The organism is Chryseobacterium kimseyorum (assembly GCF_025971945.1).
GTDB classification, from domain to species: Bacteria; Bacteroidota; Bacteroidia; order Flavobacteriales; family Weeksellaceae; genus Chryseobacterium; species Chryseobacterium kimseyorum.
The window spans coordinates 383,057-408,730 of the sequence record NZ_JAPDHW010000002.1 but is presented as its reverse complement, the minus strand read 5'-3'; the positions used below and the strand labels follow the sequence as shown (position 1 = coordinate 408,730).

Genomic DNA, 25,674 nt, shown 5'->3' with positions numbered 1-25,674 from the left:
AGAGAAATCTGATTTAACAAAATGCAACTGAAGGTGGAGGTCTCACAGAAAATTCCGTAGAATAAAAGTTTCTACGATGTTCTGCAGAATACAATGAGGTAAGACAATAATTTTCATCATCAAAACTTGCAGGAATTGAATCTGATTTATTTAAAGTGATAAAATGGTGTTGATAATGGTGAGGAGAAATTCCTACTTCTCCACTGGAAAAAATAGAACGGAATACACTTTCAGATTCGGTATTCCCAATATCATAAGCACTCACCGCTTTCGTAATATTTGATGCAAGAATTTTAGCAGAGTTTTTGTGCGACTCTAACTCGCTCTTTTGCGGAGTGATTTTTTTTATGTCTGAAACTTCGGGTTGCGATAGATTTTCTTCAATAATTTCGAAATTTCCTGCAATAAAATCCATTCCCGAAATTTCGGTTTCCGAGTCAATATAGATTGTTGCATGGGTTTCTACCTGAATACTGTCGGTTGAAATTTTATTGATGGTGATTTCTTCATTTTCAGTACGAATTGATTCTAAATGATCACTTGTAATCTGAGCTTGAAACTGCTGTAAAAAACACAAAAGAAAAACTCCGAATACTTTTTTCCAATAGGTTAAAATATTCGGAGATGAACTTCTTCCGTCATTTGTGTTTTTGTGTTTCATTTGATGATGCAAATAGACACAAAAACCTGAAAAACACCAAAAAAACTGCCCCTCAACAAGCCCTCTAATTAATTAGGTATTTGTTATTCAATAAGTTATAAAAGTTTATTTTATTATTGATTTAAGTTGAAGCAATGATATTTAATCATTAAAAACCTGATTTTCCTGCTCCTGAACCCTGATAAATGTCGTCCTTTTTGACAATTCTTTGAGCGTTGAAGCGCCCACATAAGTGCATGTTGATCTCACTCCGCCCAAAATATCCTTTACGGTTTCAGATACATTTCCTTTGTATTTTATCTTTACGGTTTTGCCTTCCGAGGCACGGTATTCGGCTACACCTCCGGCGTGTTTATCCATTGCTGTTTTAGAACTCATACCATAAAAAAGTTTAAATTTCTTACCGTCTTCTTCAATCATTTCGCCACCACTTTCTTCATGTCCGGCAAGCATTCCTCCGAGCATTACAAAATCTGCTCCGCCACCGAAAGCTTTGGCAACATCACCCGGAACTTTGCAGCCACCGTCTGCGATGATATGACCTTTCAAACCGTGAGCAGCATCAGAACATTCAATAATGGCAGAAAGTTGGGGATAACCAACACCTGTTTTCACTCTTGTCGTACAGACTGATCCCGGCCCGATTCCTACTTTGATAATGTCTGCACCTACCAAAAGCAATTCTTCCACCATTTCACCGGTCACTACATTGCCTGCAATAATGATTTTATCAGGAAAATCCTGTCTTGCTTTCTTTACAAACTGCACAAAGTGTTCTGAATATCCGTTGGCGACATCAATACACAAAAATTCAATCTGCGGATGCTTATCAAGAATTTTTTTAATTTTTTCCTCGTCAGCTTTCCCTGTTCCGGTACTTAATGCAATGTACTGATGAATGCTTGTGTGCTGATTTTCAATGAATTCTGACCACTCTTCTACGGTGTAATGTTTGTGTACCGCAGTGATAATTTTGTCTTTTGCCAGCTCTACAGCCATTTCAAAAGTGCCCACCGTATCCATATTGGCAGCGATAATTGGGGTTCCTTTCCATTTTTTTTGGGTGTGAAGAAAGGTAAATTCTCTTTCCAGATCAACTTCTGAGCGGGATTTTAAGGTTGAACGCTTCGGTCTGAACATTACGTCTTTAAAACCCAGCTTTATATCATTTTCTATTCGCATTTTGGTGAAATTTATTTTTATTTAAATATTAAAATTAATAATTTACCTTAAATATACTACTTTTGGTCAGATGGATTTCCCTGTTACTTTTCAGATTTTTGGCAAAACAATTCTGGCACATCCCGTGTTCGAAACGTTGGGAATTTTCCTTGGAATGCGTTTTTATTTTTATTTAAAAAGAAAATCCTCCGAAAAACTGTCTTTCAACACTTCTGCAGCGGTTTTGATCGGTGCAACAGCAGGCGCTCTGATCGGCTCAAAAATCATCGGAAATCTTGAAAATCCTCATGTTTTTTTCAGTGATTTTAACTTTAAAAGATTCTGGACCAATAATACCATCGTCGGCGGTTTAGCGTTCGGCTTAATTGGGGTGGAACTGGCAAAAAAGATTGTCGGTCATAAAGAAAGTACAGGAAATTTAATTGTTTATCCTTTGATTTTAGCCATGATCATCGGCAGAATCGGCTGTTTTCTGACAGGAGTTCACGAAGAAACCTATGGCTTACCAACAACCTCAATTTTCGGAATGCATCTCGGTGATGAATATCTGAGACATCCTGTAGCTCTGTATGAAATTGCATTTCTACTTTTTCTTTGGTTTGAACTGAAGATGATTGCCCGGAAAAACAAATATGTTTCCGGATTTCTGTTTAAAATGTTTATGCTGAGTTATTTTTCATTCAGATTTCTTTTAGATTTTATTAAACCTAAAATTGACATTATCGGAAATCTCGGAACGATTCAACTGGTCTGTCTTTTAATGATTATTTATTATATTTATGTATTAAAAACGGAGAGAAATTTAATTAAACCTAAAAACACAGTTACATTATGAAAATGCTGACACTCTTGGAAGTTGGTGGTTTAGAAGGATTGGTTGCCATGATCATTCTGATGATTCTTGCTGTAGCTTTCGTTGTATCATTGGTGGTTGCCGTTTTCGCAAAACTTATTTACGAAAGTAAAGACGGACGAAAATTTTCTAAAAGTAAATTTTGGACAACCGTACTTATTTCAATGTTGATTTGCGGATTGATAAGCGGAGCTGTTTGTGGAGGAATGTAAAAAATTTAAATGGAAATCATCTTTGGAATTTTGATGCTTCTTTTGATGGGAGGAGCCATCGTTTTTTTCATATCTTTTGTCATTGCAAAAATTACAGAAGGTATTTTTCATTGGAGAAAGCAAGAATTTTCTTCAAAGCAGTTTTGGCAGACTATTGCAATAGCAGCCCTTCTTATTCTGATTATAAGCGGAATGGTCTGTGGCGGAGTACTTTAAAGAATAAATTATGCCTGTAAGAAATTATACCTATTACGATTATACAATAAGCCTTTGTCCCGAATGTCTGAAAAGGGTAGGAGCAAAGATTATCATTGAAGATGAAGCGGTTTTTATGACCAAAAGATGTCCGGATCATGGCTTTTTCAAAACGATGATTGCCTCGGATGTTGATTATTATAAAAATATCAGAAACTACAATAAAGCATCAGAAATGCCCGTTCACTTCGGAACTGACGTGGAATATGGCTGCCCTTACGACTGCGGATTGTGTGTAGATCATGAGCAGCACAGCTGTCTGTCGATTGTTGAGGTTACCGACCGGTGTAATCTGACATGTCCGACCTGTTACGCAATGTCTTCACCACATTACGGAAGTCACCGTAGTTTGGAGCAGATCGAAGCGATGTTTGATACGATTGTCAGAAATGAAGGCGAGCCAGATGTCGTGCAGATCAGCGGTGGTGAGCCAACAATACATCCTGAATTTTTTAAAATAATGGATATCGCCAAAACGAAACCCATTAAACATTTGATGCTCAATACCAACGGAATTCGTATCGCAAATGATCCCGGTTTTGCAGAAAAGCTGGCGACTTACGCTCCGGAATTTGAAATTTATCTTCAGTTTGATTCTTTTAAGCCTGAAGTTCTGGAAGATTTCAGAGGAAAAGATCTCACGAATGTCCGAATGAAAGCTTTGGAGAAATTGAATGAGTTAAATCTTTCCACGACGCTCGTGATTGTTCTTCAGAAAGGAAAAAATATTGATGAGATTGGGAAGCTGATTGATTTTGCTTTAAAACAGAAATGCGTCCGCGGAATTACCTTCCAACCCGTTGAGGTCGCCGGAAGAAACCGTGAAGATTCAGCGCACGAAAAAATTACGTTAACTGAAGTCCGGCAGGGAATCTTAAATCAGTTTCCGCTGCTGAATGGTGATGATATCATTCCTGTTCCATGTAATCCCGATTCTTTGGCCATGGGTTATATTTTAAAGCTCGAAGGTGAGACGATTCCTCTAACAAGATACATTAATCCTGCTGATCTTCTGAATAACGAAACGAAAAACACTATTGTTTACGAACAGGATCAAGGGTTACAGATGCAGCTTTTGGATATTTTCAGTACCGGTATTTCTGTGGATAAAGTTCAGCCTAAAGTAAACCAGTTATTGTGTTGTCTGCCAGAAGTTTCGGCTCCGAATTTGGATTATGATAATCTTTTCAGAATCATTATTATGAATTTTATGGATGCTCACGACTTTGATGTCCGGGCAATTAAAAAATCATGTGTTCACATTGTGAATAAAGATTTAAAAATGATTCCGTTTGAGACGATGAATTTATTTTACCGCGATGATAAAATTAAATATCTGGAGGAATTGAGGAAAGAGGATAAAATTCTATTCTAAATTCCACAGAACAATAACTTAAAGTAAAATGTTCCCACAGATTTCACCGATTTTTATATTGTGATGAATCAGAAACGACATAGGAAACTGAAGCGTTAAGAAAATTAAAATTTAATCCGTGAAAAAATTCCCACTGTTCGAAGCGCGGTAGAAATTTTGAATCGAAGAAAAAATATTCAATCGCGCAAGTTTTGGGAATTTTAGGATTAAATTTTAATTTTTAGCATTAGAGTTCCAAGTCTTGAATTTTTGTTTCTTTTGTTTCAAGACAAAAGAATAATTCTTTTAATCAAACTTCATCACCTCATTCAGCGTATTCATATATTCATAAGCCGTCATATCAAATTTAACGGGAACAATCGAGATATATCCGTTAGCCAAAGCGGTTTCGTCAGCATCTTCAGACTCATCCATATTGTTGAAATAACCTGTTAACCAGTAATATTTTTTACCGTGCGGATTGATTCTTTCGTCAAAACTTTCTTCCCATTTTGCGTTGGCCTGCTTACAGATTTTCACACCTTTGATCTCTTCTTTCGAAAGTTTAGGGATATTCACATTCAGCACAACACCTTTAGGCATTGGGTTTTCTAAAGTTTTTCTTACAATATTCTGAATATATTCCTTTGCCTGCGTAAAATCTGCTTCCCAACTGAAATCTAAAAGAGAAAAACCAATCGAAGGAAGTCCTTCCACACCGCCTTCCACAGCTGCAGACATCGTTCCTGAATAAATTACATTAATTGAAGAATTCGCACCGTGATTAATTCCTGAAACCACAATATCCGGTCTTCTAGGAAGAATTTTATCTAAAGCCATCTTCACACAGTCTACGGGAGTACCGCTGCACGAATAATCTTTTTGAGGTCCGTCAAGCTGTACTTCTTCAAAACTTAGAGTAGAGTTAATGGTAATGGCATGACCTTTTCCACTTTGGGGAGAGTTGGGAGCAACCACGATTACTTCTCCGATTTCGTTCATAAATTCTACAAGATTTCTGATACCGGGAGCTGTAATTCCATCATCATTGGTTACCAGAATAAGTGGTTTTTCCATATATTATTTTTAATTTGAACAAATTTACTAAAATGGAAATTGATTTTTGAGAGGGTGGGGTGAAGGTTTTGTTAAAATTATTGAGATACTTTTTATTTATTGAGGATATAATTGTAAGTTGTTAAACATTAAAAAAAATTTTAATCTAATAATTTGATTATCTTTTTTTCTACAAACAAACCAATCCATCATTAATCAATGAACTCACTTTTTTTATAGTTAATTTTTATCATTACATTTAATACAACTGGAAATGTAAATGTAACGATCCAAATAATTGTATTTATGGGTAAAATTTTTAGGATATGATTTAGGTAAAAAAATACAAAACAATATATAATGCAAAAAATAGAAAAGAGTCTTTTTGCTTGACTTTCAGAATACCGACCGTAATGATCTCTGATGTTTTCATGAAACAAAATATTGTCTTGATCTTCTTTCGATGGTATGAGCAGAAATAATAAAAAAAAGTTTTGAACTAAGTAAATACTACTCATCCCAAAAAGAAAATATTGAATAACAATCTTAAATGAATCAGAAAGACCATTCTGATCATCAAAACTAATATAATCCATCAAACCTATAAAATCATCTACACCTATTACAAATACTACAATTGTACTCCAAATACTTAAAATTAAACGGTTTAATTTAGAAAGTTTTACCAAAAACAATCCATTAATGACAGATATTAATAAAAACAATATAGTAACTGTTGTTATTATTGATGAGTACCAAGATTCAAAGTTCAGCAATTGCTTATATGATAGCCAATATATAAAAGAAACTGAAAGCAGAAGGGTTACTCCTTCGGTTAGTTTAGGGATTATTATTTTTTTATGGGAAGTAATTAGAATTACTAAATAGAAAAAACATAAAACATACGGTAATCGCTTAATTCTTTCTTCAAAATGATAAGCATTATTTCCCTGATCAGGAAAGAAAACTATTAAACTTATAAAATAGGCACATAATAAAATGTAAAAGATTGATTTACTTTTATTTGAAATAAGTAGGTATAATTTCTATCTGATGAGTATAGGCAGTAATAGAGATCATGATTGTAGCAATTAAACATATAATTCCTATTATTTTGATTCCGGTATTTAAAAGCTGCTTCAAAATTGTTTTATTTTCTAATAATTTCAAATTGGGATGAGCCTTTAGGCTTATGTATTAAGATTCCCCATCCGCTAACTCTTCCTTTTTCACTTTTACTTAATAATGCTGACCAATTTTTATATTGTCCGGATGCTATATTTAATGTTGCTAATCTTCCGTTGGCAAACAGCTCCAATGTATAATTTTCTAATGGAAGCATATCTCCTTTTGCTCTTAATATATTTTCTTTCTTTCTTGTGAGTTATAATACTCTAAATCTTCTCCATAAGTAGCAACAATTAATTCCTGATCTTTTTTTAATCCCAATTGTAGATATTCGTCAACCTTTCCCTCATTTAATAAAAGTCTTTGTTCCTCAAAGAATGCTACAACTTCTTTTTTCAACTCGTCTTGATTTACCTTTGATAAATCTTCACTTTCACTCCATCCTTTTAACTTATAGGGTAAGTCCTTAATTTCTAAATCCCATTCCTGTTCCCAAAAAGGGACTTTTTTGGTGGCGTTATAATATTCAAAGCACTACTTCCATAATCTATTTCATTGGTATACCCTAAAGGAGCTTCAGGGTCCTTGTTAAGCGAGACAAAGTAAATGTGCCATCTCGAATCTTTATTAAATATAATATCTTTAGGATCCAACAAACCATCCTGACTGTCAGACAATGGCAGATATCTAATTTTTAGTTTATGTGTTCCATTGTTTAAAAGATAAGTGTTTAAATCTGTACTACGATTCATATTATTTTCATAAAAACGATCGATCAATATATCATCGAGATAAAGTTCATATGGTGTTTTGGCATTCACATGCACGGCATAAGTTATGTGTTTATTTTTCTCAATTTGGGTTTTATTTTGAATGATTAATTTATTATCGTTAGATTTATTTGAGCAACTATAACTAGCTATCGTTGACAAAAATAATACTGTGCAGGTTAATATATTTATTGTATTATTCATCATCTGTATATTTCATTCTGGATCATGCCAAATTTTTTTCTGATGTCACAGATTCTCCCTATCGGCGGGTTTCCATTATTTGATAACTTTTCAAGACAAAAACAAAATGCTCTCATTTTAACATTTAATGAATTTTTACCTGACTGCTTTTAAACAAGTTACTTGTAATTCAGCAACTTACCAAGCTTTTAATTCAGAACTTCCTGTTGGGATATAGAGAAATAAAGGATCCCCACCCTCCACTTCTTTATCTGAAGCATTTTCACCTTTCATGTATAAGGCTGGATGATGATTTTTTTGCCAAAGCGCAACAATTTTGTTATTGGCATAAAACTGCATGTAATATTCTTCAATCGGTAAAAAGGTTCGGTTTTTCAAATTATTATCAACTATTCCAAAACGATTAGATTGCTGATCTTTTTTAATGTCTTCGAGGCTTGTGTAGGTAGTATTATAAACTAAAGCTGAAGGATGGCTTGATAATTTATTATATGCAGCAACATCTGATTTTTCACAAATTTCTTTCACTTGTTTGTAGTTACTCATTACTAAATCTTCAATATTTTTTATTTTGCTCAAATCTGCAGCTGAAGCGAGCTCTTTGCTGTAATCAAAAGGAACAACAGCTTCAAAATCAACGCTTTGTTCATAGTAAGGAAGTTTTTGAGCCTCCAAATGCTGTGGCAAAGTAAATTCTGCAATTTTCTTGTAATCCTTTAATCCACTTTCTTTTGTTGGAGCATTGAAAATATTGATTTGTACATGTGCATATTTGGTAAGAAACTGTTCACCGTCTTTTGGATATATTTTAATTTTTAACGTTTGCTTACCACTACTCGTAATCATAGCGTTTAAAGGGATTATCGTGCTTTCCCCATTATTTTCGACCAGTCGGTAATCGACATTGTTTTCCATTTCTACCACCAGTTTGCATCCGTGTTTATTCATTTGCAATGAATACATTGGCGTTGATGAATAATTGTGAACTTGGCTAATAATTTCTTCCGTTACATTTCCTTTTCCACTTGAAGTTGATGTTTCTATTTTTTGTTTATTTTCTTTTTCTTGGCATGACGTGATTAGCATCATTAAAACTAAATATATGCTTGTCTAAATCATTTTTTGCTTTTATAATGTAAAATTTATCTTTTAAAAAATCAGGTTCGCGTTTTATTGATTCGTAAGGTTTGTCTTCACATCCATTTTCCAAATACTCGCTTTTGCGGTAACAAAAATTTCGCAGGTAGAATTTCCTCTTTCGTTAATAGTGGTTTCAATGGGATAGACTGATTTTGAAATTCTGTCGGAAATAATTTCATTAATAAGATCCGGGCTGTGCTGGTTGTAGAAATGTTATCTTTATCAAAACGAATAAAACCAGTGCCATCGATGATTTGTAAATCAGCAACCACTTCATAGTCGATGCGTTTGTAGGGTTTTGCTTCATTTCCGGAAAAGTATTTTACAGAAACACCGTATTTTCGGGGCTTAAGACCTTTAGAATTGATCTTTATGCTGTTGAGCCGGTGCTGCAACTCTTTTTTGGAGAGCGTAATTTCTTTCATTTGTGTAATTTGTGTTTAAACAAAAATATAAATTATCCCGGCAAAATGAAATAGTTTAACTGCAGAATTTAATGAAGTCTGCTATTAAAAAATACTTAAAACTGCTTGATATTTCTAAATAAGGTATTACTTTTGATAGTTTGTAACAGCCTCATGGTTTTATAGACTAATTGGCAAACAATTTTTAGAAAATAATATTATACCTTAAAGATTTATGTGGAAAAATTTTAAACTGAATAAATTTTTACTCCTCATTCCATTAACAAGTCTTATGTTTTGTTTCAACTCGCCGAAGAATGACGATGAGAAAATGCAGACGATAATGGTGAGCGTTAAAAACACACTCTCATACCTACATTACAGCCCAAAACCAATCAATGATGCTTACTCAAAAGATGTTTATAAACATTATTTTGAAATGATCGATCCTGGGAAAAGATATTTTCTGCAGTCTGATATGACAGAATTTGCGAAGCATGAAACCAAGCTTGATGATTATCTGAACATGGGAGATTTATCATTCTACAAACTGACGGTTGACAGACTGTACCAGAGAGTAGATGAAATTGATAAGATTACTCAGGAAATCTTCAGCAAGCCAATTAATCTGGAAGAAGATGAAACTTTAACTTTAGAGGCTAAGCTTAAAAATGTACCTAAGGATAAGCAGGAGCAGTATAACGAGTGGAAAAAATTCATCAAATACAACATTCTTCAGGAAATTGAGTCGATGAACAGCAAAGAAGAAGCTCAGAAAGAAAAGAAAGATTCTGTACAGAAATTTAAACTGAAAGACACCATAAAACTTGAAATGCTTTCTCCTCAGCAAAAAATGACAAAGGCTACGGATGAAGTAAAAGATTTGGTAAAAGAAACTTTTACAAGATTTAAGAAAAGAAAGAAGATGGATTGGTTCACGGTGTATATGAATGCGTATACAGAAGTTTTCGATCCGCATACCAACTATTATTCTCCAAAAGATAAAGAAGATTTCGATACTCAGTTCAAAGGAAAGGTAATCGGAATCGGTGCAATTATTCAGGAGAAAAAAGGAAATCTTTTCCTTGGAGCATTAACGATAGGTGCACCGGCATGGAAATCTAAGAAACTTTCGGAAGGTGATAAAATTCTTAAAGTAAGATCCAAACCGAAAGAAGATGCCGTAAATGTTGTTGGAATGCTTTCTGACGAGGCGGTTAGATTGATCAGAGGTGAAAAAGGAACTCCGGTGACCCTTACTGTTCAGAAAAAAGATAAAACCATCATTGAAGTAACGATGATTCGTGAAGAGGTGGCTATTGAAGATACTTTCGCAAGAAGTATTATCGTCAACTCTCCAAATGGAAAAAAATATGGTTTCATCAATTTACCGAGCTTTAATGCAGATTTCGAAGATGAAAAAGGAAGAAATGCTTCTGATGATATCAAAAATGAAATCGTAAAACTAAAGGCTGAAGGAATTGAAGGAATTGTTTTAGACCTAAGAAATAATGGTGGGGGTTCATTAACCGAAGTAGGAGACATCATGGGATTGTTCATGAATGCCGGTCCTTACGTTCAGGTGAAAGACGGAAACGGAAAAATCCAGACTTTGAAAAATAAGCAGGAAACACCAATCTGGACTGGTCCTTTAGTTATTATGCAGAATGAACTGTCTGCTTCAGCTTCAGAGATTTTAGCGGGTGCAATGCAGGATTACGGAAGAGGAATCATTGTAGGTTCGCCACAGTCTTTCGGAAAAGGTACGGTACAGACTTTTGTTGATCTGAACAGATTCCTCAATACCGAAGATGATTTCGGATCGTTAAAATTAACAATCCAAAAATTCTACAGAATCAGCGGTGAATCTAACCAGAGAAAAGGGATTGTTTCAGATATCAGAATGGAGGATTTCTTTACCTACGCTGAAGTTGGTGAAAGATATGACGATTTTGCTCTGGCTTGGGACAAAATTCCTAGTTCAAATTATCAGAAACTGAGCTACTTCGATGTTAAAGCTTTAGAGAAATCCAGCAACGACAGAATGGCAAATAATAAAAACTATCAGTTATTGTTAGAGTCTGCAAAATGGAGAGAACAACTGGATAAGGAAGAGACGATCACTTTGAATATGACTAAATTCAATGAGTTAATGAAGCAGAGAAAAGCCCAGATCGAGAAATTCAAAGCATTAACTAAATTTGAAAATGGCCTGAAATTCTCAATGTATCCTGCAGAAATCGAAAGAGAGAAAAAAGATGAAGCATTCAAGAAAAAATCTGAAATGTGGATTAAAAATCTGAAGAAAGATACTTACCTACAGGAAGCGATGAACATCATTGCAGAAATGAAAGCGAAAGTATAAGATCAATAAAATTTTAAAAAGAAGCGGCGCCAATCATCGATTAGCGCCGCTTCTTTTATTTTAGAAAAGAAAATTATTTAATCTCGATACAACCCACTCTTCCGCCGGCATTTCCGGTAGGCTGAGTCTGGTAGTCATCTTTTCCTGCGTGGATGATTAAACCTTTCCCCATTATATTTTTAGCTTCTTCAGGACAATCCAAGCACCATTTATCGGTTTTAAACGTCAGTTTCGCTTTTCCTTCATGGTCGGCAACCAAATTTCCTATGTCTCCCATGTGGAAGTGTGCATTACCCCATTTTCCATGGTCAGATTTTGAGGGATTCCAATGTCCGCCGGCAGATTCTGCGGTCGGAGATGAGCAGTCTCCTTTTTCATGAATATGTACTGCGTGAATTCCAGGAGTTAAATTATTAACTTTCAAATTCAGTACGACATCATTTCCTTTTTGGGTAAATTCTGCCGTACCTTCAGTTTTTGTTCCGCTTTTTGCTAAAATGTTGTAGGTTTTACTCGTGCTGCAAGATGCTGCAATTAAAGCGCAACCCGTTAATAAAGTTAAAGTCTGTAGTTTCATAAAATATATTTTAATGTTGTAATTCTAAATTTAATAAACAATTTCAGAACAGTTTATGATTTGAAATCGTTTCCTGTAATAGCAATAAAAGACAAATCGCCATCAAATTATCTTGATACCTTTGCAAAAATTTTGCCTTGAAAGAGTAGAAAAAGAGAATGGTAAAAATCATTCAGTATATAGATAACAATCTTGATACCGAACTAAGTTTAGAAAAAGTTGTATTTAGCCTCTGTTAAAGTGTAAATTACGGTTCAGTTTCCAAATTCTACAGCTCAGCAACAAAAAATTCAGAACAGTAAAAATTCAGCATATTTTTGACTCGAATTAGTACAGCTATGAAAACAAAACTATTATTTCTTGTCTCTTTTTTCTCATTTATTCTGAGTTTTTCTCAGATTAAAATTACAGGAAAAGTTACTTTTAAAAACAGAGGTGTAAGTGAAGTCAATGTGACGCTGAAGGATACATACGACGGAGCAACCACAGATCTGCAAGGAAATTTTTCTTTTGAAACATCTGAAAAAGGCAGTCATATTCTCACTTTCGTACATCCAAAATATAATGACATTGAAAAGACTATTCTTATTGCAGACCAGGATGTTTTGATTAATGCGGAGCTCAAAGAACAGATTAACGAAATTGATGCAGTGGTAGTTTCTGCCGGATCAATCGAAGCCAGTGATAAAAAAAGAGCGACAGCTTTGTTAACACCAATTGATATTTACACAACAGCAGGAGCTGACGGACAAATCTCGTCGGCATTAAATTATCTTCCCGGAGTTCAAAAAGTAGGTGAGACAGAGGGTTTATTCGTTCGTGGCGGAACAGGAACAGAATCGAAAATTTTTATGGATGGAAGCCTAATCAATAATTATTTTTCAAATTCAGTTCCCGGAATTGCAGGGCGTGATCGATTCAATACTTCTCTTTTCAAAGGAAATATTTTCTCAAGCGGTGGATATTCTGCTTTGTACGGGCAAGCTCTGTCTGGGGCATTGATGCTTGAAAGTGTAGATCTTCCAGATCAGACTTCTTATGATTTCGGAGTTTCTCCAATCTTTGTAAATGGAAGTTTTCAGAAATTAAGCGACAGTAAAAATTCATCTTTCGGCGTTTCAGCAGGTTATTCCAATCTGAATCTGATGCAGAAAATCTTTAATTTTAATACAGATTTTATCAATGCACCGCAGGGTTTCAATGGTGATGCCAATTTCAGAATAAAAACAAAATCTGGCGGATTTTTAAAGTATTATGGAATGTTTGACAGCAATACAATGGGTGTGAAGACTGAAAGTTTAGAACCTGATTATGATTTCGCTTTGGTACACTTAAAAGGAAAAAACACCTATCATAATCTTTCATTCAGACAGAAATTTGGGAAATATCTTCTGAATGCTGGAACTTCTTATTCTTACAACCAGTCAGATTTAAAATTTTCAACAGAAACGGATGATGCAGAAAGTAGCAAATCGCAGGTATTGAATGACGGAAACTATGTCAACTTTAAAGCAGTCGTCGACAGAAAAATTAATAAAATAAGTGCTTTGCGAGGTGGTTTTGAGCTCAATTACGCTAACGAAAAACTTAAGTTCGGTGAAATCAATAAAAAGTACCGCGATCTGATTTCCTCTGCTTTCATGGAGACAGATCTTGGTTTCAGCAATCATTTATCGGCAAAAATCGGTGTAAGAGCTGAGAATTCTTCTTATTTAAATCAGACTAATATTGCGCCCCGTTTGGCATTAGCTTACCGTTTAGCAAAAGACTGGACAACCTCATTCGCTTATGGACTGTTCTTTCAAAATCCTGAAAGTAAATACATTAATTCATCTGCCCGGTTAGGTTTTCAGCAGTCGCAGCATTTTATTTTTCAGGTTCAGAGATCTACTGAAGGCAGAAGTCTGAGATTCGAAGCATTCTACAAAAAGTATGATGACCTGATCAAAACCCAGAATATGATTCCCAGTGCAGGTCAGAATCAACAGGTGCAGACTGCATTCAGCAACAGCGGAAATGGTTTTGCAAAAGGGCTCGAGCTATTCTGGAGGGACAAAAAAACAATGGAAAATATCGATTACTGGATCAGTTATTCATTTCTGGATTCCAAAAGAGATTTTCTAAATTATCCGGTAAGTTTAAAACCCAATTTTGCTTCTGAACACACACTTTCTGTAGTTGCCAAAAGATTTATCCCAAAATGGAAAACAGGAGTGAATCTCTCATACACTTATGCTAAAGGGCGGCCTTACTACGATATTATCACGCAAAATGACAAGAACATCATCAGAAATGAAGGACAGCTTAAAGATTACAATGCATTAAATCTGAGTGTTAATTATCTGCCGAATTTAGGTAAAAAAGATGCAAAAGCCTTTACCATTTTTGTGTTAAGTGTTTCTAATATTTTAGGTACTAAAAATGTGTACGGATACAATTTTTCACAAAACGGCAACAGGAGTTCAACTGTAGTTCCGCCAGTAAATACATTTGTTTTTGTAGGAATGTTTATCAGTTTCGGAGTTGATAAAACTCAGGATGCAATCAATAATAATCTTTAAATTTATTCAAAATATTAACCTTTAAATAATGAAATCATGAAAAAACAAATTTTAAGTTTTACTTTAGTTCTCTTCAGTTTACTGTCTTTTGCTCAGACGAATTACGAAAAAATAATGAAAGAGAAAATCGCCAAAGTTGAAAGCGGAAAATCTGCTGAAGATTTTCAGGCTTTAGCGAACGATTTTCAGAGAATTGCCGACAAAGAGAAGGGAAAATGGCAGCCCAGTTACTACACAGCCTTATCTTACATTCAGAAAGGAAGAGCTTTGATGAGAGAAAACAAAGTACAGGAATTGGATGAGGTTGCTGATCAGGCTCAGAAATATGTAGATGAAGCCAAAACTGTTGAAACTAATGCAGACATTCAGCTGTTGCAAAAAATGATTTATTCACTGAAAATGATGGTCAATCCAATGGAGAGATACATGACCTTTGGGATGAAAGCTACAGAACAGATGGCGTCAGCAGAAAAACTTGATCCAAATAACCCGCGTATTGCTTTGATTAAAGCTGAAGATGTATATTTTACACCGGAGCAATACGGTGGAAGTATAACAAAAGGAATGGAGCTTTTTAAGCAAGCTTTAGAAAAATTTAATTCTTACAAACCAAAATCAGATCTTGATGCGAACTGGGGGAAATCTGAAGCGGAGTATTTCGTGAGTCAGGCTACAAAATAATTAGTGCCTTTCCTGAATGTTTTGCTGTGACAGTCGAGTTTTAAAGAAATATTTAACACCAGCAAAAATTTTTGGCTCAAAATAATTTCATCTACTTTTGAATCTTGAAATTTAAATTGTGAAATCACGGTGATTTGTAAATTTAAACATTCACAAAAGATTCATGAATTGCATGACCCTAAAAATAGTATCTACAAATGAAACGTAAAGACATAATCATATTATTCTGGATCTCGGTGGGAACATCGCTTTTCTTCTTTTTCGCATTTACCAATGAGAAAACGTTTGAAAACTTTACGATCACCGTTCTGATTTCCTTTATGTATTCTTTCGTTTTAGGCGCAGGAAACGGAGTGATCAACAACTTTCTCAATAAACGGTTTCCCTGGTCGGAAGCGACCACAAAGCGGACTGTCATCAGCATTATATCGATACTTGTTGCCAACACATTTTTGGTCTATTTCTGCAACTATATGAATTTTGTGATCTTTCAGAAAGCGGTGTCAACAGAAGAATATTTTTCAGGGAGGTGTAATTTTATCAATTGGTTTACGATCAATATTGCGTTGCTGATTTCTACTTTCCTGCATGCAAAAGGCTTTATGGAAGAACTTAAAAAGACTTCCAGAAAAGAAGTGGTAGAGCAAAAATTAATTGCCAAATCTGCCAATGCACAGTTTGAAAGTCTCAAAAATCAACTTGATCCGCATTTCCTTTTTAATTCGTTGAATGTCTTGAGCGCTTTAATCGATGAAAATCCTAATCAGGCTCAGAAGTTTACCGCTTCAATGTCAAAGATTTACAGATATGTTTTGGAGCAGAAAGACAAGGAACTGGTGACTGTAGAAGATGAAATTGAATTTGCGAAAACCTATTGTGAATTGCTTAAAACCCGTTTTGAGGACAGCGTAGATTTTGAATTTAATGTAAAAAAAGATGACATGCGGAGATTTGTAGTTCCGCTGTCTCTGCAGCTGCTTTTGGAAAACTGCATTAAGCATAATTTTGCAACTTCTTCGAAGCCATTGTTAATCAAAGTTTTTTCAGAAAATGACACTTTGTGCATAGAAAATAACTTACAGGTGCGTGAACAGATGAAGGAGAGCGCAGGAATAGGTTTGTCAAATATCGTTCAGCGCTATTCTTTACTCACGAAAAAGAATGTTTTTATTGAAAAGTCTGAAGATTATTTTAAGGTGAAGTTGCCGATTCTTTCTGAAAAGCCAAATATCGTCAACACGGTCGTAGATACTGAGGACCAGGCGTATGAAAGGGCTCAGAAGCGCGTTAAAGAAATTAAAGGGTTCTACGGAAATTTGATTTCTTTTTGTATCGTCATCCCTTTTCTAGTAATTTTAAATTTAATAACAAACCCGAAAAACTTTTGGTTTTACTGGCCGATGTTAGGCTGGGGAATGGGCGTAGCTGCGCATGGAATGAGTGTCTTTACCATCGGAAAAGGTTGGGAAGAAAAGAAAATAAGAGAAATTTTAGAAAAAGATAGATATGGAAAATAAAAGAGAACAGGATATGCGCTACCGGGAAGCGGAGAAAAGGGTGAAAAAAATCAAAGGTTTTTACATTCATGCGATTGTTTATTTCTTTGTGAATATCTTCATCATTGCCTCAAAAGCAATTGACCGTGATCCGGGAGAGATTTTTTGGGACTGGGACTTAGTTAGTCTTCCTCTAATTTGGGGAATTGGTTTGGCAGCACATGCACTGAGCGTTTTTCTTCCCACTTTTATTTTGGGAAAAAACTGGGAAGAGAAGAAGATTAGAGAGTTGATGGGCAAAGACAAGTAGTTCATTTGTAATTTAAATTCAAAAAATACAAGTCCTGATTCTGTTGAGTCGGGATTTTTGCTGTTCAGTCGCCAAAACTGACGGTTCGGTTATATAAAGTTGAACCGCGTATGTTTTCTGACCTAAATTTGACTTAAGAAAAACAAACAAATACTAATTTTTAAAACAAAACATCATGGAAAATTTATCATTCAACAAAGAAAATTTAGCTTATGAAAGAGCATCTAAAAGAGTAAAAGAATTGAAAGGATTCTATGGAAATCTTACTTCGTACTGTCTTGTAATTCCGTTTTTACTGGTGATTAACCTTCTGACAACTCCAAGTGAATTGTGGTTTTACTGGCCAATGTTAGGGTGGGGAATCGGGCTTGCGGCGCATGCAGCAAATGTTTTCGGAATCGGGAAAGACTGGGAAGAGAAAAAAATACAGCAGTTGATGGAAGAAGAGAGAAGAAACAAAAAATCACTTTAATTAATAAACAATAAAAACTTACAGCAATGAACATTCAAACAGCACAACAAAGAGTTAAAGACCTGAAATCATTCTATAAAAACTGTCTTTGGTTTGGTATCGTGGCATTAATCATATTCTTCAGAAGATTTATGAAAAGCGGAGATCTGTCGCAATCGTTATTTTCCGGATCTGTTATCCTGACAGTTTGGGGGATTATCCTGGCCGTGAAAGCAGTTAAGTTATTTGTCTTTGATGAAGAATGGGAAAATAAAATTCTTGAAGAGGAGATGAAAAAAACTAAAAAACCAATTAATTTTTAGAAAATAAAAAGATTTAATTATTTTTATTGATATTTAAACGAATACAAGAAAATGATCAGAACTCTCATAATTGAAGACGAAAAACCTGCAGCAAGAAAATTGGAGCGAATGTTGAGTTTGTTTCCTGAAATTGAACTCGTTGCAAAGATCGAATCTGTAGAAGAAGGTGTAGAATGGTTTGCAAATAATGATCATCCGCAGCTTATTTTTTCAGACATCGTTTTAGGAGACGGTCTGTCGTTTGATATTTTTGAGAAAATTTCTACAAAAGCTTTTATCATTTACACAACCGCGTTTGATCAGTATACCTTAAAAGCATTTAAGCTGAACAGCATTGATTATCTTTTAAAACCGATTTTAGATGAAGATCTTTCCGGCGCCATTGAGAAATTTAAATCTTTTTTGCCGGACGGTAACTCGGGGAATGTGCAGGAAATAAAACAGCTGATCAAAAAAGATAAAACAACGCTTTCAAGAATTCTGGTGAAGATTGGTTATAATTTAAAGATTGTGCAGACGCAGGAAGTCAGTTGCTTTTTCAGTGAAAATAAAATTGTTTATCTGCAGACACAGGAGAGAAATTATCCGTCAGATTTTACTTTAGATGAGCTGGAAGATGTTTTGGACGAGAAGAAATTTTTCCGCGTCAACAGACAGTTTATTATTAATTCAGATTTCATAAAGAATATTCATACTTCACCGAATTATAAAGTTGAGCTTAATTTTCAGCCTGCAGATGAGATTACGGTTAGCCGTGAGCGGGTGAAAGATTTCAAAGATTGGCTGGTGGGAAACTAAAAACCCCGAATCATCAGTTCGAGGTTCTTTTAAAAATAGTTGATCATGATTTTTTTTATCTTCTGAAACCATCATTGTATGCCACTTTCTTATTTTTTTTAAAATCATTGTGCTGAGATTTTGTATACTTCGCATATTGATCTTTAGAAAGTATTTTTCTGATTCTCATCTCGTACTCCTTTTGGCTTAATCTTTCTCTTGAAAGGGCATTGATTTTTCTCTGCTGGTCAGAACTAAGTCTGAGACCACCGAAATCGTTGTTACTTTGGCGAAACTCTGTTTTATCATTTCTTACATCGTTTCTTCTTTGTTGTGCGTTGGCTGTAAATGCGATTACCAAACCTGCTACTAAAAATAACTTTTTCATAATACAAATTTTAAGATTAATTATTGATTGTTCTTGCTTTAGAAGAATCAATTGACATGCCTCAAAGTGCGATGAAATCGGTGTTATAGACGAATGGAGCTATTCTATAGACCAAATATAAAATTCTATAGACCAACAGAGTTTTATTTATTTATAAGCAATTCTATTCGCTTCGGTGTCTTCTAACTGTTTGATGATTGAATCAGGAATTTCGTCGCTGTCAATAGGAAAACTGATAGAATCTGGAATGAAATTTTTTCTCTCAGCTTTCTGAAAAATCTCAAAAAGAGCAATCGGCTCTTGGTTAAAACTAATACACGTACTTATAAAATGCAATTCATAGAGCTTATATTCTGGATTTTTAAGTTTCTCCTTGATATCTTTAATTCTTGAGATGAAATGTCTTTGGCGGATAAAAGTGTTGCTGTTCATGATTATAAAAACATAATCTGAATAGGCCGTTATCTTTCCAAAGTACTTGTGATGGTCGCCACCGCTTCTTTCCACAAAATATTCACCTGAAATTTCAGACTTGTAGATCTCTGTTGCGGAACGCCAGATTCTGTCTTCCTTGGCCTGTAAAGGGTTCTCCGGAAGATTTCTGTTGTATGAATACCAGCATCCCACCAGTCTGTCGAGCAAATCTGTGTTCTGTTTGACGTTGTTCATATCTATTCTCAAATCATTAAAGTTAAAGGACTCTGTATTGGAATTGATGAAATCAATATAATTTGAGTAGCCTAAAACTTTGACAATCTTACTTAGTTTTGCCAGATTCGGTTTGCTTAAAACTGAATTTTCATTTTGATAAAACCTCTTTAATTTATTGATAATCAAATGTTCATACAGATAATTCAAGCCTAATAATTCCGGTTTTTTATTGATGCTTTTATCTTCATAATCACTGATGATGAGGTCGTTGATTTCTGCAACGATGTAGGACCATTCGGTTTTGGTAACATCTTCCCAGTGGTTTTTCTTTAAAAAATGAAGACTCAGGAAATTCATCAGTTTCTCTAAATGTATAATATCTTCTTTTTTCATCTGAACATTTTTTTAGTAAGACTAATTTAAGATTTTTTTAAATCTAAAAAAGATTTTTGCAGGACTTTTATATTTTCGAAACGTTTGATATTTGAGTAGAAAAAATAAAAACAAACAAAATGAAAACAGAATTGGTATTAAGAAACGAAAATCTTTGGAAAAGAATTCAAGGCTTTTCATTAGACGCAGAGAATGCAACATTTCCATTCTCAAAAAAACTGGCAAAAGAAGAAAACTGGAGCTCAGACTTTGCCCAAAAAGCAATCGCAGAGTACAAAAAGTTTGTCTATCTCTGTTGCATCTCACCCAACGGCGCTTCACCTAGTGAAATTGTGGATAAAGTGTGGCATATGCATTTGATCTACACTCAAAATTACTGGGAAGATTTTTGCCCGAATATTCTCAAAAGAAGTCTTCATCACCATCCATCAACAGGCGGAGGTTCTGAAAGCGTGAAACATCAAAACTGGTTCTCGGAAACTTTGGAAAACTACAGAGCAGTTTTCTCTCAGGAGCCACCATCAGAAATCTGGAATCATCAGACTCCTAAACTTAAGGCCAAAACATTTTGGCTGAGACATCTGAAACTCATTCCTGTCGCAGCAGTTCTACTTCTTTTAGGATCCTGTTCAAATAAAGTGTCCAGTGTTTTACTTACTGTGTTCGTGTTATTTTTTGCCTCTTTTCTCATCATCTACATTATCGGAGGTGTTTTTGAAAGTCAGGTCAATAAAAACAAAGAAAACAATCAAAACGGCGATGGTGGAAGCAGCTGTAGTGGAGGAGGATCAAGTTGCAGCAGCGGATCGAGTTGTGGAAGCAGCTGTGGAGGCGGCGGTTGTGGTGGATGTGGAAGCTAAAACTGAATAAAATGAAAACGATGATTCTATACTTAGCTTCTGTAATTGTCAGCTTATTCTGGCTGTTCAGGTTTCAACATACTTTCAACCCGATTACAGTAAAAGGACCTGAATTTTTAAAATTTTATCTGATGATCTTAATAGGTTTTTACCTGTCTGTTCTGCTCAGCAAATTTTTAAAAATTTATCAACGCAATATGGTGTTCTGTTTTTTAGTAAGCATCATGCTATTAGGAATTGCAAAATTGATCAGAGGATTATATTTAGGAAAACCGGTAGGATATTTAATTATAATACTCATCATAGAAGTTATTGTGATTCTAATTTTTAAGTTCAATGACTTCAACCGAAAGTTGAAATAGCAACTACAAATTTTAATGAATACAAAAACCCCGAAACAAAGATGCTTCGGGATTATTTTTGGCCTATTTGTACACAGACATTGAATGAGGTAAATCTGTTCAAAACCGAAAATGTTTTTTCAAAATAGTTACATTTTTTAAATTACATATTCTCTCAGCTTTTTAACAATGTATGTCTCAGATAACCATCAATAAAGGCTACAGTTATTTAAGCATTTTTTTAGATAAACATGAGAATGCATCTACCGAATAGAAATTAGTTCATCAGACTGATATTTGTAAGACCACCGTCTGCAAGAATTTCTGTTCCTACGATAAACGATGACTCGTCTGATGCTAAAAATACTGCAGTACTTCCTATTTCAGAAGGCAAGCCCTGTCTTCCGATTGGTGTGATGTCACTCCAGGTTTTTTTTACCTGTTCCAAATGTTCTTCAGGTACCATTTTCCCGAAAGCCGGAGTGTCAATAGAACCGGGTGATAAAGCATTCACTCTTATTTTTCGCGGTAATAAATCTAACGATAAACCTTTTGCCAATGAAATGACTGCTGCTTTGGCAGCTGCATAGATCGCCATTCCTGGCGCTGCACGATGGGCTGCACTTGAGCCGATTAAAACGACTGAAGCTCCGTCATTGAGATATGGAAGTGCTTTTTGAACCGTAAAATATGCGCTTTTTAAATTTAATTCCATGTACTGATCGTAGCTTTCTTCGGTAACTTCATCAATGGAACCCATTGCAATACCATCAACAACACCGCCTGCGTTCACGACCAGTGCATCTATTTTGCCAAATTTTTCTACAGTCTGCTTAAAAGTATTTTCCAAATCATTAAGATTGGTGACATTTCCTGCAATGCCGATAAACTGTTTACCCAGAGAATCTACAGAACGACTGAGAGTTGTTTCATTTCTCCCGGTGATGGTACCTACCGCGCCTTCATTTTTAAAAGCTTCAGCGATTCCAAAACCTATTCCGCTGTTTCCGCCCGTAACTACTGCTACTTTATTTTGTAATCTGTTCATTTTATTCAATTTTTATAATCCATAAATTCCACCTGAAACGGCAATCTGTTCACCTGTAATCCACCCTGCATCATCTGAGGCAAGAAATACGGCAACCTTCGCAATATCTTCCGGTTGTCCGGTACGACCGAGTGGAGTGGTAGAGAGTAATTTTGTTTCAAATTCACTCCCGATAAATCCTGCGCTGCGAGAACCTTCTGTTTCTACAACACCCGGCAAAATAGAATTGATGCGGATATTTCTGCCTGAGAATTCTTTTGAAAGGGCGATGGTGAAAGCGTCTAATGCTGATTTTGTTGCAGAATATACAGAACCGGTTGCCAACGGTGATCTGCTTACTCCAGAACTGATATTGATAATGTTTCCTCCTTTGTCACCAAATAATTTCAGAGCCGACTGAATCGTAAAAATAGACCCCAAAACATTGATGTTAAATTGCTGGTGGAAAGTTTCTGCCGAAACCTGTTCGATAGGTTCGTAGTTGTAAATTCCGGCGTTGTTTACCAAAATATCCAAGGTGCTGAAAGCTTTTTTGGTTTCTTCAAAAATCCTGATGACATCTGCTTCGTTAGAAACATCTCCTTGTACGGCTATTGCTTTTCCGCCATTTTTGATAATGTCATCCACAACCTTATTGGCATCTTCTTTACTTGAAGCGTAGTTAACGACTACTTTTGCGCCTTCTGCTGCAAAGTATTTTGCGATGGACGCTCCTATTCCTTTTGATGCGCCCGTAATGACAGCTACTTTATTTTTTAGTTTACTCATTGTTGTATTTATTTTAAAAACTTTAGCAAAATTATCACATTAAGATTTATTTTGGTAACTTTGTAACGAAAAGTAACTGTAACAGCGGAGTAACACGGTAACAAAAAAGTAACCCATATGAACTGTAAACCCCTTATCAAAGAACAACATAAGAAAGAAATGATGGCCGTTCAGGACTCGATGGATGTATTGAGCGGAAAATGGAAAATAGCCATTATTTCGTCATTGTGTTTTTATAACAAAAGAAGATTCTCAGATATACTGAACGATGTAGTGGGTATTTCCAACAAGATGTTGAGTAAGGAATTAAAAGAATTGGAAATCAATAAATTAATCAAAAGAACTGTTTTGGAAACTCAGCCCATAACTGTTCAATATGAGTTAACACAGCACGGGAAATCCCTGAAAACAATTATCAGTCATCTTACAGAATGGGGAATTGCTCACAGGAAAGAAATTATTGGAAATACTTCTGAAACAATTGTTGACGCAGAATCACAGGAAACTGTAACAGCGAATTAATCTTATGAGAATATAAAAGAAAAAAGACCTTTAAAAAAGGTCTTTTATATATTTACGAAATTACTCCGCTTCCAATCAGTTCATCTTTCAGATACCACGAGGCAAACTGTCCTTCAGCAATAGCTGATTGAGGATTTTCAAATTCCATATAGAAAGTATTTTCAAACTGATGAATGGTTGCTTTCTGAAGTTCCTGTCTGTATCTGAATCTTCCGAGAACATCCATTGATTCACCATTTTTTAATCTTAAATCTTCTCGCACCCAGTGCAGTTCAGAATTGTCAATCTTTAAGGCTTTTTTGTGTAGTCCGGGAAAACTGTGTCCTTCACCCACAAAAATAATATTGTTTTCCATATCTCTCGAGACAATAAAACAACTTTCTTTGTGACCGCCGATTCCTAATCCTTTACTCTGACCAATCGTGAAAAATTGAGCACCCTGATGTTTGCCAATGACTTTTCCGTCAGATTTTTTATAATCGATTTTTCTGCTTAAAAATTCTAACTCTTCTTCCTTCGATGAAAAAGCCGGAATTTCCTGAGAAAACAATGGCGAATCTTTGAAAATTTCTACAATTTCGCCTTCTTTCGGAATCAATTGCTGTTGCAGAAATTGCGGTAAGCTCACTTTTCCAATAAAACATAATCCCTGAGAATCTTTTTTATCAGCCGTTACCAAACCGATTTCTTTGGCAATTTCTCTTACCTGCGGCTTCGTAAGTTCACCAATCGGAAATAATGCTTTTGACAATTGATCCTGATTCAGCTGACACAAAAAGTAAGACTGATCTTTATTATTGTCTTTTCCTGCTAAAAGATGGAAGATTTCTTTACCGTTTTCATCAAAAGTAGAGTCTACTCTTGCATAATGTCCGGTGGCTACTTTATCTGCACCCAAGGACATTGCGGTCTTCATAAAAACATCGAATTTCACCTCTCTGTTGCACAGAACATCAGGATTCGGAGTTCTTCCTTTCTGATATTCATCAAACATATAATCGACAATTCTTTCCTTGTACAGATCACTCATGTCAATTACCTGAAAAGGAATTCCCAATTTTTGGGCAACCATTAAGGCATCATTACTATCCTCAATCCAGGGACATTCATCTTCCAAAGTTACGGAAGCATCATTCCAGTTTCTCATAAATAAAGCCACCACTTCGTGACCTTGCTGTTGCAGCAAATACGCTGTAACACTCGAATCTACACCTCCTGAGAGGCCTACTACTACTTTCATTATTTCAATTTTACGAAACTCTTAACGGGAGTTCTTAGTTGAGCCGCAAAATTACAATAATCTTAATTGCGAAAAAAATGATAATTTTATGCATTGATAAAAACGATATTATCGTAAAATCACCTAAATTTCACCAGAAAAAATATTCAATATGAAAAAACTGTTTATTTCCTCCCTTATTTTTATTTCCGGATTATCCTTTTCTCAAATTGCAGTAGGAACACCAACGGTTGAACCCAATAGATGGACTTTTGGTGGCGGATTGGGAGTTGGCTTTGGAAGCAATTCTTATTTTAATCTTCAGGTTGCTCCAAGAGCGGGATATCGTCTGACCAATGATCTGGAAGCAGGTTTAATCGGAAGTGTTTCTTGGCAGAGTTCAGATTTTTATAAATCGACCATGTTTGGAATTGGCCCCTTTGTAAATTATTATTTTGCAAGATCTTTCTTTGTAAGTGGAAATTTGCAACATTACTTTGTTAACTACGAGGACAAATTATATGATTTTAAAAGTGATCAGCAGGAAACTGCATTATATCTTGGTGGAGGATATATGTTGCAGATAGGAGACCGCTCTTTTATGCAGATAGGCTTGATGTACAATGTTTTATATAAAGAAAATACAAGTATATTTTCAGGAGGACTAATCCCAAGTATTGGGTTTGTGGTGGGACTTTAAAAGTTTGCCGCGAATTACGATGAT

Annotated in this window: 31 protein-coding genes; 17 read left to right on the top strand and 14 right to left on the bottom strand. The window is 35.1% G+C overall.

The annotated features are described in order from the left end of the window. Positions 1–13 precede the first annotated feature (13 nt). Together OMO38_RS04555 and OMO38_RS04550 are read right to left on the bottom strand one after the other, a co-directional pair. Complete coding sequence (locus OMO38_RS04555; RefSeq protein ID WP_264749031.1) at positions 14–661, bottom strand: hypothetical protein; 648 nt, start codon at positions 659–661, stop codon at positions 14–16. Between the two features lie 141 nt (positions 662–802). Continuing rightward, complete coding sequence (locus tag OMO38_RS04550; protein WP_264749030.1) at positions 803–1,843, bottom strand: GMP reductase; 1,041 nt, start codon at positions 1,841–1,843, stop codon at positions 803–805. A gap of 70 nt (positions 1,844–1,913) precedes the next feature. On the opposite strand from OMO38_RS04550, the gene OMO38_RS04545 reads away from it, so the two are divergent. From OMO38_RS04545 to OMO38_RS04530, 4 genes are read left to right on the top strand one after another with little or no spacing between them, the layout of a single operon-like run. Next, positions 1,914–2,678 (top strand): prolipoprotein diacylglyceryl transferase, encoded by a 765-nt coding sequence (locus OMO38_RS04545; RefSeq protein ID WP_264749029.1) that lies wholly within the window; start codon positions 1,914–1,916, stop codon positions 2,676–2,678. Then, complete coding sequence (locus tag OMO38_RS04540) at positions 2,675–2,908, top strand: hypothetical protein (protein WP_194698920.1); 234 nt, start codon at positions 2,675–2,677, stop codon at positions 2,906–2,908. Before OMO38_RS04545 ends, OMO38_RS04540 begins: the two co-directional genes overlap by 4 nt. Positions 2,909–2,917: 9 nt before the next feature. Then, on the top strand, positions 2,918–3,124 hold the full coding sequence (locus OMO38_RS04535) for a hypothetical protein (protein WP_264749028.1): 207 nt from the start codon (positions 2,918–2,920) through the stop codon (positions 3,122–3,124). A 10-nt stretch (positions 3,125–3,134) separates the two neighbouring features. After that, the gene (locus tag OMO38_RS04530; RefSeq protein ID WP_264749027.1) at positions 3,135–4,538 is read left to right on the top strand and encodes a radical SAM protein; all 1,404 of its coding nucleotides are present in this window, start codon (positions 3,135–3,137) and stop codon (positions 4,536–4,538) included. 285 nt (positions 4,539–4,823) lie between these two features. Here the strand turns inward: OMO38_RS04530 and surE are convergent, their stop codons facing one another. Continuing rightward, on the bottom strand, positions 4,824–5,594 hold the full coding sequence (gene surE / locus OMO38_RS04525; RefSeq protein WP_264749026.1) for a 5'/3'-nucleotidase SurE: 771 nt from the start codon (positions 5,592–5,594) through the stop codon (positions 4,824–4,826). A gap of 681 nt (positions 5,595–6,275) precedes the next feature. Here surE and OMO38_RS04520 point away from each other — a divergent pair. Continuing rightward, entirely contained in the window at positions 6,276–6,461 is a 186-nt protein-coding gene (locus tag OMO38_RS04520; protein ID WP_264749025.1) for a hypothetical protein, read from the top strand. 262 nt (positions 6,462–6,723) lie between these two features. On the opposite strand, the gene OMO38_RS04515 is transcribed toward OMO38_RS04520, so the two are convergent. The 5 genes from OMO38_RS04515 to OMO38_RS04495 form a co-directional block, all read right to left on the bottom strand. Continuing rightward, positions 6,724–6,915: a hypothetical protein gene (locus OMO38_RS04515; RefSeq protein WP_264749024.1), complete on the bottom strand. Its 192-nt coding sequence runs from the start codon at positions 6,913–6,915 to the stop codon at positions 6,724–6,726. Positions 6,916–6,929: 14 nt separating this feature from the next. Then, positions 6,930–7,100, bottom strand: coding sequence for a hypothetical protein (locus tag OMO38_RS04510; RefSeq protein ID WP_264749023.1), 171 nt, complete (start codon positions 7,098–7,100; stop codon positions 6,930–6,932). 74 nt (positions 7,101–7,174) lie between these two features. Continuing rightward, positions 7,175–7,678, bottom strand: a complete 504-nt coding sequence (locus OMO38_RS04505) for a hypothetical protein (protein ID WP_264749022.1) — start codon at positions 7,676–7,678, stop codon at positions 7,175–7,177. A gap of 174 nt (positions 7,679–7,852) precedes the next feature. Further along, on the bottom strand, positions 7,853–8,764 hold the full coding sequence (locus OMO38_RS04500) for a hypothetical protein (protein ID WP_264749021.1): 912 nt from the start codon (positions 8,762–8,764) through the stop codon (positions 7,853–7,855). 104 nt (positions 8,765–8,868) lie between these two features. Next, positions 8,869–9,240 carry a hypothetical protein gene (locus OMO38_RS04495; protein ID WP_264749020.1) on the bottom strand — a complete coding sequence of 124 codons (372 nt, stop codon included), beginning with the start codon at positions 9,238–9,240 and terminating at the stop codon, positions 8,869–8,871. Positions 9,241–9,454: 214 nt separating this feature from the next. On the opposite strand from OMO38_RS04495, the gene OMO38_RS04490 reads away from it, so the two are divergent. Further along, positions 9,455–11,584, top strand: coding sequence for a carboxy terminal-processing peptidase (locus OMO38_RS04490; RefSeq protein WP_264749019.1), 2,130 nt, complete (start codon positions 9,455–9,457; stop codon positions 11,582–11,584). A gap of 73 nt (positions 11,585–11,657) precedes the next feature. Here the strand turns inward: OMO38_RS04490 and OMO38_RS04485 are convergent, their stop codons facing one another. Further along, positions 11,658–12,161: a superoxide dismutase family protein gene (locus tag OMO38_RS04485; protein WP_264749018.1), complete on the bottom strand. Its 504-nt coding sequence runs from the start codon at positions 12,159–12,161 to the stop codon at positions 11,658–11,660. 338 nt (positions 12,162–12,499) lie between these two features. Here OMO38_RS04485 and OMO38_RS04480 point away from each other — a divergent pair, with 338 nt between their 5' ends. From OMO38_RS04480 to OMO38_RS04450, 7 genes are all read left to right on the top strand, one after another. After that, positions 12,500–14,722 (top strand): TonB-dependent receptor, encoded by a 2,223-nt coding sequence (locus tag OMO38_RS04480; protein WP_264749017.1) that lies wholly within the window; start codon positions 12,500–12,502, stop codon positions 14,720–14,722. 36 nt (positions 14,723–14,758) lie between these two features. Beyond that, complete coding sequence (locus OMO38_RS04475; RefSeq protein ID WP_264749016.1) at positions 14,759–15,403, top strand: hypothetical protein; 645 nt, start codon at positions 14,759–14,761, stop codon at positions 15,401–15,403. Positions 15,404–15,600: 197 nt separating this feature from the next. Continuing rightward, positions 15,601–16,920, top strand: coding sequence for a 2TM domain-containing protein (locus tag OMO38_RS04470; RefSeq protein ID WP_264749015.1), 1,320 nt, complete (start codon positions 15,601–15,603; stop codon positions 16,918–16,920). After that, the gene (locus OMO38_RS04465) at positions 16,910–17,209 is read left to right on the top strand and encodes a 2TM domain-containing protein (protein ID WP_264749014.1); all 300 of its coding nucleotides are present in this window, start codon (positions 16,910–16,912) and stop codon (positions 17,207–17,209) included. Before OMO38_RS04470 ends, OMO38_RS04465 begins: the two co-directional genes overlap by 11 nt. Before the next feature lie 175 nt (positions 17,210–17,384). Continuing rightward, positions 17,385–17,681, top strand: a complete 297-nt coding sequence (locus OMO38_RS04460; RefSeq protein ID WP_264749013.1) for a 2TM domain-containing protein — start codon at positions 17,385–17,387, stop codon at positions 17,679–17,681. Positions 17,682–17,707: 26 nt separating this feature from the next. Then, positions 17,708–17,983, top strand: coding sequence for a 2TM domain-containing protein (locus OMO38_RS04455; protein ID WP_264749012.1), 276 nt, complete (start codon positions 17,708–17,710; stop codon positions 17,981–17,983). Positions 17,984–18,034: 51 nt separating this feature from the next. Next, positions 18,035–18,781 carry a LytR/AlgR family response regulator transcription factor gene (locus OMO38_RS04450; RefSeq protein ID WP_264749011.1) on the top strand — a complete coding sequence of 249 codons (747 nt, stop codon included), beginning with the start codon at positions 18,035–18,037 and terminating at the stop codon, positions 18,779–18,781. A gap of 55 nt (positions 18,782–18,836) precedes the next feature. Here OMO38_RS04450 and OMO38_RS04445 read toward each other — a convergent pair whose 3' ends face one another. Together OMO38_RS04445 and OMO38_RS04440 are read right to left on the bottom strand one after the other, a co-directional pair. Beyond that, positions 18,837–19,148: a hypothetical protein gene (locus OMO38_RS04445; protein WP_264749010.1), complete on the bottom strand. Its 312-nt coding sequence runs from the start codon at positions 19,146–19,148 to the stop codon at positions 18,837–18,839. Between the two features lie 147 nt (positions 19,149–19,295). Beyond that, complete coding sequence (locus OMO38_RS04440; RefSeq protein WP_264749009.1) at positions 19,296–20,192, bottom strand: hypothetical protein; 897 nt, start codon at positions 20,190–20,192, stop codon at positions 19,296–19,298. Positions 20,193–20,311: 119 nt separating this feature from the next. Between OMO38_RS04440 and OMO38_RS04435 the strand changes: the two genes are divergently transcribed. Both OMO38_RS04435 and OMO38_RS04430 read left to right on the top strand, forming a co-directional pair. Next, a complete protein-coding gene (locus OMO38_RS04435; RefSeq protein WP_264749008.1) occupies positions 20,312–21,052 on the top strand; it encodes a glycine-rich domain-containing protein in 741 nt (246 codons plus the stop codon). 20 nt (positions 21,053–21,072) lie between these two features. Further along, complete coding sequence (locus tag OMO38_RS04430) at positions 21,073–21,414, top strand: hypothetical protein (protein WP_264749007.1); 342 nt, start codon at positions 21,073–21,075, stop codon at positions 21,412–21,414. Between the two features lie 256 nt (positions 21,415–21,670). Here the strand turns inward: OMO38_RS04430 and OMO38_RS04425 are convergent, their stop codons facing one another. Then, the gene (locus OMO38_RS04425) at positions 21,671–22,441 is read right to left on the bottom strand and encodes an SDR family oxidoreductase (RefSeq protein ID WP_264749006.1); all 771 of its coding nucleotides are present in this window, start codon (positions 22,439–22,441) and stop codon (positions 21,671–21,673) included. A gap of 12 nt (positions 22,442–22,453) precedes the next feature. Beyond that, the gene (locus OMO38_RS04420) at positions 22,454–23,209 is read right to left on the bottom strand and encodes an SDR family NAD(P)-dependent oxidoreductase (protein WP_264749005.1); all 756 of its coding nucleotides are present in this window, start codon (positions 23,207–23,209) and stop codon (positions 22,454–22,456) included. Between the two features lie 117 nt (positions 23,210–23,326). Here OMO38_RS04420 and OMO38_RS04415 point away from each other — a divergent pair, with 117 nt between their 5' ends. Beyond that, positions 23,327–23,731, top strand: a complete 405-nt coding sequence (locus tag OMO38_RS04415; RefSeq protein ID WP_264749004.1) for a winged helix-turn-helix transcriptional regulator — start codon at positions 23,327–23,329, stop codon at positions 23,729–23,731. 52 nt (positions 23,732–23,783) lie between these two features. On the opposite strand, the gene mnmA is transcribed toward OMO38_RS04415, so the two are convergent. Continuing rightward, positions 23,784–24,971 carry a tRNA 2-thiouridine(34) synthase MnmA gene (gene mnmA, locus OMO38_RS04410; RefSeq protein WP_264749003.1) on the bottom strand — a complete coding sequence of 396 codons (1,188 nt, stop codon included), beginning with the start codon at positions 24,969–24,971 and terminating at the stop codon, positions 23,784–23,786. Between the two features lie 151 nt (positions 24,972–25,122). Here mnmA and OMO38_RS04405 point away from each other — a divergent pair, with 151 nt between their 5' ends. Continuing rightward, entirely contained in the window at positions 25,123–25,650 is a 528-nt protein-coding gene (locus OMO38_RS04405) for a transporter (RefSeq protein WP_264749002.1), read from the top strand. Positions 25,651–25,674 lie beyond the last annotated feature (24 nt).

Coding starts and splice junctions, on each gene's coding strand:
- OMO38_RS04555 (WP_264749031.1), bottom strand. CDS start 661: ATGAAACACAAAAACACAAATGACGGAAGAAGTTCATCTCCGAATATT.
- OMO38_RS04550 (WP_264749030.1), bottom strand. CDS start 1,843: ATGCGAATAGAAAATGATATAAAGCTGGGTTTTAAAGACGTAATGTTC.
- OMO38_RS04545 (WP_264749029.1), top strand. CDS start 1,914: ATGGATTTCCCTGTTACTTTTCAGATTTTTGGCAAAACAATTCTGGCA.
- OMO38_RS04540 (WP_194698920.1), top strand. CDS start 2,675: ATGAAAATGCTGACACTCTTGGAAGTTGGTGGTTTAGAAGGATTGGTT.
- OMO38_RS04535 (WP_264749028.1), top strand. CDS start 2,918: ATGGAAATCATCTTTGGAATTTTGATGCTTCTTTTGATGGGAGGAGCC.
- OMO38_RS04530 (WP_264749027.1), top strand. CDS start 3,135: ATGCCTGTAAGAAATTATACCTATTACGATTATACAATAAGCCTTTGT.
- surE (WP_264749026.1), bottom strand. CDS start 5,594: ATGGAAAAACCACTTATTCTGGTAACCAATGATGATGGAATTACAGCT.
- OMO38_RS04520 (WP_264749025.1), top strand. CDS start 6,276: ATGACAGATATTAATAAAAACAATATAGTAACTGTTGTTATTATTGAT.
- OMO38_RS04515 (WP_264749024.1), bottom strand. CDS start 6,915: ATGCTTCCATTAGAAAATTATACATTGGAGCTGTTTGCCAACGGAAGA.
- OMO38_RS04505 (WP_264749022.1), bottom strand. CDS start 7,678: ATGATGAATAATACAATAAATATATTAACCTGCACAGTATTATTTTTG.
- OMO38_RS04500 (WP_264749021.1), bottom strand. CDS start 8,764: ATGATGCTAATCACGTCATGCCAAGAAAAAGAAAATAAACAAAAAATA.
- OMO38_RS04495 (WP_264749020.1), bottom strand. CDS start 9,240: ATGAAAGAAATTACGCTCTCCAAAAAAGAGTTGCAGCACCGGCTCAAC.
- OMO38_RS04490 (WP_264749019.1), top strand. CDS start 9,455: ATGTGGAAAAATTTTAAACTGAATAAATTTTTACTCCTCATTCCATTA.
- OMO38_RS04485 (WP_264749018.1), bottom strand. CDS start 12,161: ATGAAACTACAGACTTTAACTTTATTAACGGGTTGCGCTTTAATTGCA.
- OMO38_RS04480 (WP_264749017.1), top strand. CDS start 12,500: ATGAAAACAAAACTATTATTTCTTGTCTCTTTTTTCTCATTTATTCTG.
- OMO38_RS04475 (WP_264749016.1), top strand. CDS start 14,759: ATGAAAAAACAAATTTTAAGTTTTACTTTAGTTCTCTTCAGTTTACTG.
- OMO38_RS04470 (WP_264749015.1), top strand. CDS start 15,601: ATGAAACGTAAAGACATAATCATATTATTCTGGATCTCGGTGGGAACA.
- OMO38_RS04465 (WP_264749014.1), top strand. CDS start 16,910: ATGGAAAATAAAAGAGAACAGGATATGCGCTACCGGGAAGCGGAGAAA.
- OMO38_RS04460 (WP_264749013.1), top strand. CDS start 17,385: ATGGAAAATTTATCATTCAACAAAGAAAATTTAGCTTATGAAAGAGCA.
- OMO38_RS04455 (WP_264749012.1), top strand. CDS start 17,708: ATGAACATTCAAACAGCACAACAAAGAGTTAAAGACCTGAAATCATTC.
- OMO38_RS04450 (WP_264749011.1), top strand. CDS start 18,035: ATGATCAGAACTCTCATAATTGAAGACGAAAAACCTGCAGCAAGAAAA.
- OMO38_RS04445 (WP_264749010.1), bottom strand. CDS start 19,148: ATGAAAAAGTTATTTTTAGTAGCAGGTTTGGTAATCGCATTTACAGCC.
- OMO38_RS04440 (WP_264749009.1), bottom strand. CDS start 20,192: ATGAAAAAAGAAGATATTATACATTTAGAGAAACTGATGAATTTCCTG.
- OMO38_RS04435 (WP_264749008.1), top strand. CDS start 20,312: ATGAAAACAGAATTGGTATTAAGAAACGAAAATCTTTGGAAAAGAATT.
- OMO38_RS04430 (WP_264749007.1), top strand. CDS start 21,073: ATGATTCTATACTTAGCTTCTGTAATTGTCAGCTTATTCTGGCTGTTC.
- OMO38_RS04425 (WP_264749006.1), bottom strand. CDS start 22,441: ATGAACAGATTACAAAATAAAGTAGCAGTAGTTACGGGCGGAAACAGC.
- OMO38_RS04420 (WP_264749005.1), bottom strand. CDS start 23,209: ATGAGTAAACTAAAAAATAAAGTAGCTGTCATTACGGGCGCATCAAAA.
- OMO38_RS04415 (WP_264749004.1), top strand. CDS start 23,327: ATGAACTGTAAACCCCTTATCAAAGAACAACATAAGAAAGAAATGATG.
- mnmA (WP_264749003.1), bottom strand. CDS start 24,971: ATGAAAGTAGTAGTAGGCCTCTCAGGAGGTGTAGATTCGAGTGTTACA.
- OMO38_RS04405 (WP_264749002.1), top strand. CDS start 25,123: ATGAAAAAACTGTTTATTTCCTCCCTTATTTTTATTTCCGGATTATCC.